We start from the raw sequence: 13,369 nt of genomic DNA on the forward strand, positions 1-13,369 counted from the left end.
TCACCGGAAACCTGCGCAAGTTTACGCCGTCAAACCTTCAGGCTCTGCCAACCCATTCGCGCGACAACATGCTGTGACCGTGTTGGCCAACAAACACGCAATGGTCATCGGGCCAACGCCACCCGGAACAGGTGTAATCGCGCCAGCCACGGCGGCTGCGCTTTCATAGTGCACGTCACCGACAAGGCGGGTCTTGCCCTCGCCTTTTTCTGGCGCGTCGATGCGGTTGATGCCCACGTCAATCACCGTGGCACCCTCTTTGATCCAATCGCCCGGCACCATCTCAGGGCGGCCAACGGCCGCCACCACAATATCCGCGCGTTTCACGACCTCTGGCAAGTCTTTGGTGCGGCTGTGTGCGATGGTCACGGTACAGCTGTCGCCCAACAGAAGCTGCGCCATTGGTTTGCCTACGATGTTGGAACGCCCAATCACAACCGCATCCAGCCCGGACAGCGACCCGTGGTGGTCACGCAGCATCATCAAACAGCCCAGCGGCGTACATGGCACCATGCTCTTCTGGCCCGTCCCCAACAGGCCGACGTTGGAAATGTGGAACCCATCCACATCTTTCTCCGGCGCAACAGAGTTGATCACCAGGTCTTCATCTAAATGTTTGGGCAGCGGAAGTTGCACCAAAATACCATGCACGGTTGGATCGTTGTTCAGCGTGTCGATCACCGCCAGCAAATCGGCCTCTGATGTGTCCGCATCAAGCTTATGCTCGTAGCTGTTCATGCCCACTTCAACGGTCTGCTTGCCCTTAGAGCGCACATAAACCTGACTTGCAGGGTCTTCTCCCACCAGCACCACGGCCAAACCCGGGGTGATGCCGTTCTCTTCCTTTAGACGAGCCACATGTCCCGCCACTTTCTCACGAACTGTGGCGGCAAAAGCCTTTCCGTCGATCACTTGCGCTGTCATCTCAGTTTTCCTTACACATCTGTCCGGGCATAGCTGTCCCGATAATGGTCCATCTGCATCCGTGTCGCCAACACGGCGTTTTTCATCAAGGTCGCCACTGTCACAGGACCCACGCCACCGGGTACGGGCGTGATCCAACCAGCCACGTCAGAGCAACTCGCGAAATCGGCGTCACCAACCGTGCGCGCACCATCCGGCGTCTCAACACGATTGATGCCAATGTCGATCACCGCCGCCCCCGGCTTGATCATGTCTCCTGTCACCAAACCGGGTTTGCCCACAGCGACAAATACCGCATCCGCTGCCCGGCTGTGCATCGCAACAGAGCGCGTCATATGGTGACACACCGTCACCGTCGCACCCAGACCCATCATCAGGAAGGCAATGGGCTTGCCCACAATCTCGCTGTGCCCAATCACGGTCACGTTCAACCCTTCCATCTGCAACGGCAGGGTTTTGAGGATCTCGACCGCAGCCACTGCCGTACAGGGCCCAAGCGCCAGATCGTTGTACACGATGTTGCCAATTGAGGCCGGGTGCATGCCCTCAACGTCTTTCAGCGGATGTACGGTTTTTTGCAGAGCTTTCACGGGGATATGATCCGGCAAAGGCCGCTGAATGATAATCCCGTTCACACGTGGATCATGGTTCAAACCCTGAAGAATGCCAATCAGCTGCTCAAGTGAAGTTTCCGCTGGATAACTGCGCGCTTCAAACTGCACGCCCGCACTCTCTGCCTGTTTTTGTTGGTTGCGCACATAGAGTTCTGCGGCGGCGCTGTCCCCAACACTGACAGACACCAAACGTGGCGACCAGCCAAGCTCGCTCAGCTTTTGCGCATCTGCCCTGACCTCTGCCCGCAGCTCCGCCGCAACCGCTTTTCCGTCAATCACCGCTGCGCGCATGTCGGGCTCCGCCTTATTCGAATTCTATGGTTTTCGCTTCCCGCGCAATCGACCAATCAATGAGATGTCGCCAAAGCGTTTCAACGATCTGAGGGTCCAGTCCCTCCGCCGTGGCATTTGTCTTCACCTTGGCCACCACATCCTCGATGCGGGCAGGAATGGAGGCCGGCAACCCAGCCTCCGTTTTGATTTCAACGGCGCGATCAATATAGCGCACCCGTTTCGCAAGCAGCTGAACCAACTCTTGGTCCAGCAGGTCGATCTGTGCCCGCAAAGTGGGCATATCCGGGCAGTCGGCGGGGCTCAGCATGACATCCTCTCGCAAGTGTTGCGCATGCCCTACCCCGCCTTTGCCGGAACCGCAATGCGTCAGAACAGACCTTCAACAAGACCTTCGTCGTTGATGCGAATACTCTCTGCAGCAGGGTGACGGGGAAGACCCGGCATGGTCATGATTTCACCGCAGATCACCACAACAAACCCAGCCCCCGCGCTCAGACGCACTTCACGTACCGGCACCGAATGCCCTGTGGGCGCCCCACGCAGGTTGGGGTCGGTCGAGAAGCTGTATTGTGTCTTCGCCATACAGACCGGGAGATGGCCATACCCTGCCTCTTCCCATGTCTTAAGCTGGTCACGGATCTTCTTGTCCGCAAGCACTTCGTCCGCGCGGTAGATCGAGGTTGCCACACGTTCGATTTTCTCAAACAGGCTCAGATCATCATTGTAAAGCGGTGCAAACTGGCTCACGCCTGCATCCGCAATTTCCGCAATCCGGGTTGCCAGCTCTTTGGTGCCTTCGGACCCTTTGGCCCAGTGCTGGCACAGGATGGCCTCAGAGCCTTGGCCTTGGACATAGTCCATGACCGCCTGAACTTCGGCATCAGTGTCCGTCACAAAGTGGTTGATCGCAACCACAACCGGCACACCAAATTGCTTCAGGTTGCCGATGTGACGACCCAAGTTTGCGCAGCCCTCATTCACGGCATCGACGTTCTCCGCACCGAGGTCTGCTTTCGCAACGCCGCCGTTCATTTTCATCGCGCGGATGGTGGCCACCAGCACAACCGCATCAGGGGCAAGCCCCGCTTTGCGGCATTTGATGTTCATGAACTTCTCGGCTCCCAAATCGGCGCCAAAGCCCGCTTCGGTCACAACATAATCGGCAACTTTCAGCGCCGTGGTTGTCGCAATAACAGAGTTACAGCCATGCGCGATGTTGGCAAAGGGACCGCCATGCACAAAGGCCGGGTTGTTTTCCAGCGTCTGCACCAGGTTTGGCTGCATCGCGTCTTTCAGCAGAACGGTCATTGCGCCGTCGGCTTTGATGTCACGTGCATAGATCGGGCTGCGGTCACGACGGTAGGCCACAATCATGTCGCCCAAACGTTTCTGCAAATCGGCTAGATCGTTAGATAGGCACAGAATTGCCATAACTTCAGAGGCCACAGTGATGTCAAACCCGGTCTGACGCGGGAACCCGTTGGCCACCCCACCAAGGCTGGTCACCGTGTCGCGCAGCGCACGATCGTTCATGTCCAGAACACGACGCCATGCCACACGGCGCTCGTCGATTTCCAGCTCGTTGCCCCAATAGATGTGGTTGTCAATCATCGCGCTCAGCAGGTTATGCGCGCTGGTGATGGCATGAAAGTCACCTGTGAAATGTAGGTTCATCTCTTCCATTGGTACGATCTGCGCATAACCGCCACCTGCGGCGCCGCCCTTCATCCCAAAGTTCGGGCCCAAGGAGGCCTCACGGATACACACGGCGGCCTTTTTGCCAATCGCATTCAGGCCGTCACCAAGACCAACAGTGGTGGTGGTCTTGCCTTCACCAGCTGGCGTTGGGTTGATCGCCGTGACAAGGATCAGCTTGCCATTGTCGCGATCTTGCACGGAATTGATGAACTCTTGGCTCACCTTGGCTTTGTCGTGGCCATACGGCAGCAAATCGTCACTGCCGATACCCAGCTTGGCACCAATCTCTTGAATCGGCTGTTTTTTGGCCTCGCGGGCGATTTGGATGTCGGTTTTGAAACTCATGTCAGTCCCTGTCACGTAAATGTTGAGGCTCTCTCGCCCCTTTTGTAACGCCCTCAGGGGCGACGGCGAGATGCATTTCCGACATTTCCGACGCTTGATGCGTCGGCATTGGCTGCCGCCGTTTCGTTTGGGAAACCCAGCGTCACCATGCGCGACATTTGTTCCTACATGCGACTCAGCGGGCGCGTGCGATGTCATAAAGCGCCCAAACGGGCTGATCCGGTACAAACAAACGCATTCGGTCCCCAACCGACAAACGCCCGGCGCGCTCGACCCAAGCCGTTACACCGCGTTTATCTTGTGCAGCAGCTTTGAACTTTGGCCCATGTCCGGGATGCTCCCCTTCGATCACCCGCCCGGGCAAAACACAGGGGCGGTTTTCCATGTCCACGGTGATGGTCACCCCATCAGAGCCTTGCAGACGGGAATTGGGCGGTACATGGGTGAAATCCGGAATGCCTTTCAGCACAATTGACGCCCCAACCCACGCCGGATCAATCGATTGCAACCCCATCTCCGCTGCGATCAAATCCAGCTCCTCTTGGGACAGAACAGAAAGCTGGCGCACATTCATGATCTCGGTGCCCGGCGTGTAAAGCCCGCTCACCCGGCTACAAGACGCCCGCGTGATGCCGGAGTGAGCCTCGCCAACATCTCCACCAAGCGCCAGATCCAGCGCCTCAACAGGCGCCGCACTCAGATTTTCCTTGGAATTGGCCACACGGCCCAACCAGACCACTTCGGCTTCAAATGATGTCTTTTTCAATACGAGCATAATACGTTTCCTCTTTCTTGCACCGATGGGTACTCCGCCATATCGCTCAATTCAAAAGACTTTCTTTGATGAATGTGTTCGACATTTGTCATGTCCACGCCGTCCAAGGCAAAAGTCCGAACTTTCTTGCACGCCTCAAGCAGGCGCGTATGTTGAATTTCGCATTTTACTCACACCAATAGATTGCAATATGACACGTTCTACTCCCAACCTCGGTGCCGTCCGTTTGATTCGCACCGCGACCCTCGACTGCGTCAAAAATTGGCGGTTTGTTTTCTCCATTGGAGTGCTCTGGTTTGCGCTCAATCTTGGGCTGTACAGCTGGATGAATTCGGTGGACATGGAGGCACAGGAGGGTAGCGCAGAAATCTGGTTGTGGGTGAAGCTCACCACCGGACTGCTCGCAACCTTTGTGATCGGGGTGGTTTTGGCAATTGCCTGGCACAGGCTTGTCTTGCGCAAATCCCGAGTATCAGAATCGCTCAAGTCGCAACCCATAGCTCGCTATGGGCTGACTGTGGCCAAAGCTCTCGTCCCTTTCCTGATCATCGCCGGAATCCTTAATATGATTGGCGACCAACTGTTTACGTCCATTCGGATGTACGAAGTCGTCGAGAATATGCCAAAGCCGTTTCAACGCATTGCCAATGGCGTCTGGCTCACACTGACACTCAATTGGTTTCCCCATGTAGCGGTCATATTCGGTTGGTTGGTCGTCGGTCTGTCGCTGCCTCAGGTTGCCATGGGTCGCCCCGCCAATGTGTTCCAAAGCCTGCGATTTTCATTGAGAAACGTCCTATCGCTGCTTTGGGTGTCTTCGCTTACAGCTCTGATTTTTGCCCTTCTGGATTTCTACGGCGGCGTTTGGTCCCATCGTTTGCTCAGCAATGCGTTTGGGATTGACCTTGCGTATCAACACATCAAAGCCATCATCAGCACAACAGTCGCTTTCCTATCGTCTTTTGTGTCTCTCAGCCTTCTGTCCCGCGTGTCCGAAGCCTGGCGGCCCATCTCCGACACAGCATAGAAAAAACCCCCGAAGCGTATTCACACTCCGGGGGTTTTCGATTTTGGTCTGTCGCCTGCGTCAAGCGGTTGGTTCTGGCTCCATCCCGCCATCGCCGCTTGGTTTGTTGCGCGGCTTGGTCTTGGGGATCGCTGTGACGCTTGGGGCATTGCCCTCATCCGTGTCATCATCGCTGTCATCACCAGAACTGGGCGGCTCGCCATTCAACACACGTTTGATTTCGTCCCCTGTGAGGGTTTCATACTCAAGCAAACCCTGCGCAAGACGCTCAAATTCTGTCTCGTTTTCCGAGATGATTTTATACGCCAACTCATAGCCATCTTCGATAAAGGTTTTCACCTCTTCTTCGATCAGCTCTTTGGTATGTGCCGACACCGAGAAGCCACCGGTCTGGCCTTCATAACCCTGATGTGCTTCCGCATAGTCAATGTTGCCAACTTTGTTTGACATCCCGTAGCGCATCACCATTGAGCGTGCCAACTGGCTGGCTTGCTGAATGTCGCCAACAGGTCCAGAGGACACGCTTTCCGCGCCATATTTAAAGATCTCAGCCGCTTTGCCTGCCATGGTCATGGCAATCCGTTGATGCGCCTCATCTTTGAACATCTGAAGCTTGTCCATCTCTGGCAGGCTCATCACCATACCCAGCGCACCACCGCGTGGGATGATTGTCGCCTTATACACGGGATCGCATTTTGGCAGTTTGATCCCAACCAGCGCATGTCCAGCTTCGTGATATGCCGTCTTCTCTTTCTGGTCCTGTGTCAGCACCATAGAGCGGCGCTCCGCGCCCATCATCACTTTGTCTTTGGCGGACTCAAAATCTTCCATGGTGACAAACCGACGACCCACACGGGCCGCCATCAACGCGGCTTCGTTCACAAGGTTGGCCAAATCCGCACCGGAGAAGCCCGGGGTCCCACGCGCGATGATCCGCAGATCGACGTCTGGACCCAGCGGAGTTTTGCGCGCATGCACGCCCAAAATCTTCTCGCGGCCTTTGATATCAGGGTTACCCACGGTCACGTTGCGGTCAAAACGGCCCGGACGCAGCAGCGCAGGGTCGAGAACGTCGCGACGGTTGGTCGCCGCAAGAATGATCACACCTTCGTTGGCTTCAAAACCGTCCATCTCGACCAGCAACTGGTTGAGCGTCTGCTCACGTTCGTCGTTGCCACCGCCGTAACCGGCACCACGATGGCGACCCACCGCGTCGATTTCGTCGATGAACACGATACAAGGCGCGTTTTTCTTTGCCTGTTCAAACATGTCGCGAACACGCGATGCACCCACACCCACAAACATCTCAACAAAGTCAGACCCGGAGATGGTGAAGAAAGGCACACCCGCCTCACCCGCAATAGCCCGCGCCAAAAGCGTCTTACCAGTGCCCGGAGGGCCCACCAGCAGCGCGCCTTTGGGGATCTTGCCACCGAGACGAGAAAACTTCTGTGGATTGCGCAGGAACTCTACAATCTCTTCGAGCTCTTCTTTGGCCTCGTCAATGCCAGCCACGTCGTCAAAGGTCACACGGCCCTGCTTTTCCGTCAGCATCTTGGCTTTGGATTTGCCAAAGCCCATCGCGCCACCTTTGCCGCCGCCTTGCATGCGGTTCATGAAGTAGACCCAGACACCGATCAGAAGCAGGAAGGGAAGAAGACTGATCAGAAAGGCCTGCAGCCCCGAGGTTTCTTGGCTTTCGGCACGCACCGGAATGCCTTTGTCGATCAGCAGATTGGTCACTTCAGCGTCTTTGGGCATCACTGCCACATAGCTGGACCCATCACGCATAGAGTACCGTACTTTTTCGCCATCCAGCGTCACGCTGGCCACCTGATCATTGTTCACCGACGCCACAAACTCGGAATAGCTCATGTCACGGCTTTGCAGAGAACCGCTGTCTCCGCTGAACAGATTGAACAAGGCTAGGATCAGCAAAAACAGCACGACCCAGAAGGCTACATTTCTCGCATTGCCCAAGGCAAGTCTCCCTTTCAGAACGCCCGTGACCTATCACGTCGGCGTACACAGTTAAATAGAGATCGCTGGCCCGTAATCAATGCGATATTTGGCATTCCCTCTAACAAGTCGCGCCAAATGACACCCAATTTAAGCCAATATCGCCTCCCAACCGTTTTTTGCACCTGCTAACGGTGCCGCAATCACAGTATCGCCCTGCCAGACTGCTGGCGAAGACAAGATACTTTGACGAGGGCGCGCCGCACTGCGCCAACTGTCCAGTTGCGCAATACCAAGCTCTCCGAGCGCTGCCACTTCCAAGCTCGACACCTCCGTGCCAGCCGGAGGTATCAGGCGCCACCGCTTGTCCCATACGTCATATACGGAACTGCGCAGGGTCTGGATCGCCGCCCACTCCCTTGTGATGCGCCAGCTCGCCTGAGAAGGCAGGATCAAACACCCATGCAAGGACACAGGCTGAATGGCAACGATCGCGGCTTGTAGGGCGCGAAACCGAGGTCGGTACACGGCACCTGAAACCTGCGAGAGCCCGTCGGCCACGATGCGCAAAAGCACGGCTTCTGGTACATTCACCGCACGATCCCGTGAAATCACCACGTCACCCGCATCCAGTGTAACACAGTTTTGTGCCGCTGTATTGGTGGCCCAAGTTGCAACTTCGCGCTCTCGGCGCATATGCGCTGCGGTCTGCGCCAACCTGTCCACGGTGATCCCGAGCGGCGCCAGCGTCGCCATCATCTGGCGCGCTTTCACCCGATCAAACCGTGTGTCCTCGTTGCTCGGATCATCAGCCCAGGTCAGCCCATGTGCGCGTAGGTAGGCGCGCAACTCGTCACGACCCACATTTAGGAGTGGGCGCACCCAAAAAACGTCATCATCTTCGCGGACACCAGCCATACAAGCCAGCCCCTCAACACCGGAGCCGCGCGCCAATCGCATCAAAAACGTTTCAGCTTGATCGTCTTTTGTATGTCCAAGCGCCACATGTGTAATGTTTCGCGCCTTCGCCCATTGCGCGATCATGTTCCGGCGGCCCTCACGGGCAGCCTTCTGTAAGTTGCCGCTGCCGTCCCACTGCCAATTTAGGATATCGTGAGAAAGCCCGTGCTGGGCCGCATAGTCAGAAACCAGAGCAAGCTCGCCCGCGGCCCCGTCACGCAACCCATGATTCACGCTGACCACCGCCAAAGGCACCTGATCCCAGCGCCTGAGCATGTCCAGCAAAGCCATGCTGTCCCCGCCGCCGCTCACGGCAACCCCCAAACAGTCCGGAAAATTGCCATCCAACGCCGCCGTCAATGCAAGTGACAACGTCGCCTCAATCGGCGTTACGGGCACTGCAACTTGACCATTTCGGCCTGCGCCTCGGTCACAAAAGCTGCACCGGGAAACCGTACGCCCACTTCGTTCAAGGTGACACAGGCCTCATTGATCTGCCCCAAGGCGCCCAAAGATTTCCCCAGACGGAACAGAGCCTCTGGCGCTGTGCCAGCAATAGGCGCACCCGAATAGGCCTCAAGATAGGCCCGCGCAGCCGCGGTGGTCTCAGCTTGCCCTTCCAGAGCTTGGCCGCGTCGCAAATGCGCTTCGGCCTCAAGCGGGCTGCCTGGGTAGGTCTGCACAAAAGTTGCGAACTGATCGGCAGCGGAGACAAACTCGCCATTGTCCAGTGCGGCGATCGCCCGAGCAAAATCCGCTTCCTCACCAACTGCCAATTCGGTTGGTGCGCCGTCGCCGGAGCCGTCATTTTCGCCAGCGCCAAGCGATGGCACATCTTCTACGTCGCCGCCCAATGTCGTTGTCTCACCGAGCGCAGACAAATCGCCGCCTTCCAGCTCCACCAGTCGAAACTCCAGATCACCAATCCGGTTGGTGCCATCTTCGACCACACGTTCGACGCGGTATTGCAGCTGTTCGGTTTTGCCAGTCAGAACCTGTAGCTGTTTTTCGATCACATCCATACGCTCAAGCGTCGATGCACCGGTCACGACTGTGCCCGGCGCTCCTGTGGTCGACAGCTCCCGTTTTAGGCGCTGAATTTCGACATATAGAACGGAGAGCTGCTGGCGCACATCCGCAAGCGTTTCATCCCGCGACTGCGCCGCGCTCATGACCGGAGCCAAAATAAGCGCAACCGCGCTCAGACCTGCAAATACCTGCGCCCGCATCATCGCTTACCCCGATACATTGGCGGTCAGCACCGTCACCGCGCGGCGGTTCTGGGCATAACAGCTTTCTTCAGAGCAGACCTCAATCGGACGTTCTTTGCCGAAGCTCACCGTACGGATCCGGTTGCCTGCCACACCTTGCGCAATCAACAACTCTTGCACCGCACTTGCGCGACGTGCGCCCAGCGCGAGGTTGTATTCGCGCGTTCCCTGCTCATCGGCGTGACCTTCCACAACCGCAATATAGTCGGTGTTGGCCAACAACCAATTGGCCTGTGCCAGCACAACCAGACGTCCGTCTTCGCTCAGCGTGGATTGATCCACCAAGAACAGCACGCGATCACCCACCGCCTCTTGGAAATACGCGATAGAGGACGGATCTGCGCTGCTGCCCAAACCATCGGTTCCATTGTTCACACCGTCCCCATAGGGATTGTCACTGCCAAATCGGCTCGCATCGTTACAGGCGCTTAGCGCCACTGCGGACACCAAAAGGGCCACCTTTGTCCAAGTCTTCATGAAATTGCCTCGCCTCTTAATCCGAACGTTCTTGTGTCGTTTTCATCTTTTTCTTGCGCTCTTTTAGCATATGCGCCCCCGCAAGAAAACGCCGCGTTGTTTTGCATCACTGTAATGGGGACCAACTCGGGTCAGATCCTCCGCCAGAAATTTTCACCGGCTTCAAATTACGCCCAGAGACATCCACCGAAAACAATGCTGCCGCACCTCCCGCGCCACGGGTTTCGCGGGTAAACATGATCACCCGGCCATTGGGTGACCACGTCGGGCCCTCATCCAAAAAGGATGCCGTCAACAACCGTTCTTCACTGCCATCTACGCGCATCACGCCGATATGAAACCGACCTTTGTTTTGTTTGGTGAAAGCAATCAGATCGCCGCGCGGGCTCCAGACCGGCGTGCCATAGCGCCCTTGCCCAAAGCTGATCCGTGTGGCTTCGCCGCCACCCGCGTTCATCACATACAACTGTTGCGTTCCAGACCGGTCGCTCTCAAAGACAATCTTACTGCCATCCGGGCTGTAACTTGGAGCAGTTTCAATTGACGGGGTCGATGTCAGCCGCTGTCGCTTCCCACTGCCGATATCCATCTTATAGAGGTCTGTGTTGCCACCTTCGGTCACCGACATCACCACGCTATTGCCATCTGGCGAGAACCGCGGAGCAAAGCTCATTGTGCCACTTTCATTGGACAACACCCGGCGCTGCACCGATCCCACGTCCAGCACATAAACCTGCGGAAACCCTGTTTCATAGCTGGTGTACAGCACCCGCTCTCCGTTGGGCGAGAACCGAGGTGCCAGAACAATGGCGCTGCTGTCGGTCAGATACTGCAGGTTCGCCCCATCGTAATCCATCACAGCCAGACGTTTCTTACGGTCGTTCTTTGGTCCGGTTTCGGCCACATAAACCACGCGGCTGTCAAAATATCCGCCTTCGCCAGTGATGCGCGAATACACCGCATCCGCCACCTTATGCGCCATTCGCCGCCAGCCGTCCGTGGTGCCTTTGAACCGCAACCCATTGCCAAGCTCAGTGCCCGCGAACACATCATAGACGCGGAACTTCACCTCCAACTGGTTGCCGCTGACCGACACGCCGCCCGTGATCAGCGCCTGTGCGTTGATCGCTTTCCAGTCGGCAAACTGAACCGGGCTGCCAAAATGGGTGATCGATGCGATATGCGCTTTTCCCGGAATCTCCCGAAACAGGCCGGTGCCGTTGAGATCCTCCGCGATCAGGCGGCTGATGTCCTTGGACACCTGATTGGAGCCCGGTGTTTCGGCCACAAAATCCGGCACCGCATAGGGCAATGGCTCAATCACACCATCGGTAATTTCGATGCGCAGCGGCGTGCTTTGGGCCAGTGCGGATTGTCCCCATGTCGCTGCCGACAAGATCGCAATCATCAGGGTCGCAAGGATTCTGCTCATCTGGACCTCATATTCTCTGGATTAAAGGTTATCTCAACATCCCGCCAATGGTCATATTTTTCCACTGGCAAGTCATATCCGGCCTTCTGACAGCGCAAAACTGCCCGTCTTGCGGCCTGAAAGGCGGTTTGTACGGCGGTTTCATCACCACCTTCGGAATTCAGCAGGCGCACAGCACCCTGCACTTTGCCATCGCGATCCAAAGACAAGCCAAGGACCACGGTCACGTCTGCGGCGCGAGAGCCCACATCAACAACCCAACATTGTTGGACCGCCACGCGCAGACCGTCTTTCTCCCCACGGGTCAGCGGCGGGCCTGTGGGTGCCGTCGCCGTTTCGGCGCTCTCCGCAGCGCCCGCCTCTGCCAATGCTGCAGCAATCGCATCCTCACTGGCCTCCGCTGTCGGCTGACTTGGACGCGAAGGTCGGATACGGGGGCGTAGAGACCGGGTTGGGGCCGCGCTCACCGCCTCGGTCTGCTTGGGCTCAGTGGCAATTTCGGTGGAAGCTGCCTCGGGCGCGGTCTCTTCTGTTACCTCATCCGGAACGGCGCTGGGACTGTCGTCAGGCTGCGTCGCTTCTTGCAGATCATCCGCAATGGTCACATCCGGTTCTGGCTGTGCCACAGGTTCAGGTGCCACGCGGTCCGCCGGGCGCGGCACAGGACGAACAGAGGCGTCCGGAACAACCACAGCCGCATCTGCTTCGGGCGTCGGCAATTGTGGCGGCTGTTCTGCCACATCGTCCGGCACGATCGGCGCAGGCGGCGTCACCTCAGTGACATCCGGCGTCTCCTCCGGCTCTGCCAGCGGGGCCACGGGTGCGACGCTTTGCTCAACGACTTGATCCGGCTCAGACGCCAAAGCCGGCGCAGTCTCGGTCTCCGTCGGCGGCTGCGGCAAGGCCACATCGGTGGCGGTTTCCGGTGCCTCTTGGCCTTGGGTGAGCGCGTCGAACTCCGCACTCGAAATCATCGCCACATCCACCACCTCAATGGGGGGCGGGTCGGAGTCAAACACCCCACCCAAAAGCACCCAGCCAATCAGGCCGGTGTGGGCAACGCCCGAGATATAATGGCCAATATGCACGCGGACGCCCTAGTTATCCGTCCCGTTGGCGACAGGCGCAGTCCCATCCAGCGTTGGTCCCCCGACGTCTGTCACAAGCCCCACATCGGTGAAGCCCCCGGCGTTCAATGCCCCCATCACCTGTACCACAGCTTCATAGGGAATGGCCCCATCCGCGCGCAGATACACCCGCTGCGACTCCCGTTCGGCCGCCACGGCGCGCAATTTTGGCACCAATTCATCGGCGGACACAGCTGTGGTCATAATGGTGATGCCAAGCGCGGCATCGATTGTCACAGTCAGCGGTTCTTCCTGCTCGCCGGGCAATGGATTGGCAGCGGTTTTGGGCAATTCGACCGGCACGCCCACCGTCAAAAGTGGCGCCGCCACCATAAAGATGATCAGAAGCACCAGCATCACATCCACAAACGGCGTGACATTGATCTCGCTCATCGGCTGGCTGCCGCGTCGATTACGCCGACGGCGCTTGCAGCCGCTGCCTGATTTTACGACACCCGCCCCCATG

Annotated in this window: 13 protein-coding genes; 1 reads left to right on the plus strand and 12 read right to left on the minus strand. The window is 57.5% G+C overall.

All coding sequences use genetic code 11. The annotated features are described in order from the left end of the window. Positions 1–21: 21 nt before the first annotated feature. From folD to ABWV47_RS13250, 5 genes are all read right to left on the minus strand, one after another. Positions 22–924 (minus strand): bifunctional methylenetetrahydrofolate dehydrogenase/methenyltetrahydrofolate cyclohydrolase FolD, encoded by a 903-nt coding sequence (folD, locus tag ABWV47_RS13230; protein ID WP_353312556.1) that lies wholly within the window; start codon positions 922–924, stop codon positions 22–24. An 11-nt stretch (positions 925–935) separates the two neighbouring features. Further along, entirely contained in the window at positions 936–1,829 is an 894-nt protein-coding gene (locus ABWV47_RS13235; RefSeq protein WP_353312558.1) for a bifunctional 5,10-methylenetetrahydrofolate dehydrogenase/5,10-methenyltetrahydrofolate cyclohydrolase, read from the minus strand. Positions 1,830–1,842: 13 nt separating this feature from the next. Then, positions 1,843–2,139 carry a chorismate mutase gene (locus ABWV47_RS13240; RefSeq protein WP_353312560.1) on the minus strand — a complete coding sequence of 99 codons (297 nt, stop codon included), beginning with the start codon at positions 2,137–2,139 and terminating at the stop codon, positions 1,843–1,845. Positions 2,140–2,198: 59 nt separating this feature from the next. Beyond that, the gene (locus tag ABWV47_RS13245; protein WP_353312562.1) at positions 2,199–3,875 is read right to left on the minus strand and encodes a formate--tetrahydrofolate ligase; all 1,677 of its coding nucleotides are present in this window, start codon (positions 3,873–3,875) and stop codon (positions 2,199–2,201) included. Positions 3,876–4,050: 175 nt separating this feature from the next. Continuing rightward, positions 4,051–4,650 carry an MOSC domain-containing protein gene (locus ABWV47_RS13250; RefSeq protein ID WP_353312564.1) on the minus strand — a complete coding sequence of 200 codons (600 nt, stop codon included), beginning with the start codon at positions 4,648–4,650 and terminating at the stop codon, positions 4,051–4,053. Between the two features lie 190 nt (positions 4,651–4,840). On the opposite strand from ABWV47_RS13250, the gene ABWV47_RS13255 reads away from it, so the two are divergent. Continuing rightward, on the plus strand, positions 4,841–5,677 hold the full coding sequence (locus ABWV47_RS13255; protein ID WP_353312566.1) for a hypothetical protein: 837 nt from the start codon (positions 4,841–4,843) through the stop codon (positions 5,675–5,677). Between the two features lie 60 nt (positions 5,678–5,737). Here ABWV47_RS13255 and ftsH read toward each other — a convergent pair whose 3' ends face one another. The 7 genes from ftsH to tolR form a co-directional block, all read right to left on the minus strand. After that, positions 5,738–7,657: an ATP-dependent zinc metalloprotease FtsH gene (gene ftsH / locus ABWV47_RS13260; RefSeq protein ID WP_353312568.1), complete on the minus strand. Its 1,920-nt coding sequence runs from the start codon at positions 7,655–7,657 to the stop codon at positions 5,738–5,740. A 129-nt stretch (positions 7,658–7,786) separates the two neighbouring features. Beyond that, positions 7,787–8,995 carry a tRNA lysidine(34) synthetase TilS gene (tilS, locus tag ABWV47_RS13265; RefSeq protein WP_353312570.1) on the minus strand — a complete coding sequence of 403 codons (1,209 nt, stop codon included), beginning with the start codon at positions 8,993–8,995 and terminating at the stop codon, positions 7,787–7,789. Next, entirely contained in the window at positions 8,986–9,825 is an 840-nt protein-coding gene (gene ybgF / locus ABWV47_RS13270; RefSeq protein WP_353312572.1) for a tol-pal system protein YbgF, read from the minus strand. Before ybgF ends, tilS begins: the two co-directional genes overlap by 10 nt. A 6-nt stretch (positions 9,826–9,831) precedes the next feature. Then, the gene (gene pal / locus ABWV47_RS13275; RefSeq protein ID WP_353312574.1) at positions 9,832–10,344 is read right to left on the minus strand and encodes a peptidoglycan-associated lipoprotein Pal; all 513 of its coding nucleotides are present in this window, start codon (positions 10,342–10,344) and stop codon (positions 9,832–9,834) included. Between the two features lie 106 nt (positions 10,345–10,450). Further along, positions 10,451–11,752, minus strand: a complete 1,302-nt coding sequence (gene tolB / locus ABWV47_RS13280; protein ID WP_502959714.1) for a Tol-Pal system beta propeller repeat protein TolB — start codon at positions 11,750–11,752, stop codon at positions 10,451–10,453. A gap of 20 nt (positions 11,753–11,772) precedes the next feature. Further along, positions 11,773–12,864 carry a cell envelope integrity protein TolA gene (tolA, locus tag ABWV47_RS13285; RefSeq protein ID WP_353312578.1) on the minus strand — a complete coding sequence of 364 codons (1,092 nt, stop codon included), beginning with the start codon at positions 12,862–12,864 and terminating at the stop codon, positions 11,773–11,775. A gap of 9 nt (positions 12,865–12,873) precedes the next feature. Next, positions 12,874–13,368: a protein TolR gene (tolR, locus tag ABWV47_RS13290; RefSeq protein ID WP_353312580.1), complete on the minus strand. Its 495-nt coding sequence runs from the start codon at positions 13,366–13,368 to the stop codon at positions 12,874–12,876. Position 13,369: the final 1 nt, after the last annotated feature.

This window comes from Shimia sp. NS0008-38b, assembly GCF_040370365.1.
In the GTDB taxonomy this organism is placed as follows: domain Bacteria; phylum Pseudomonadota; class Alphaproteobacteria; order Rhodobacterales; family Rhodobacteraceae; genus Shimia.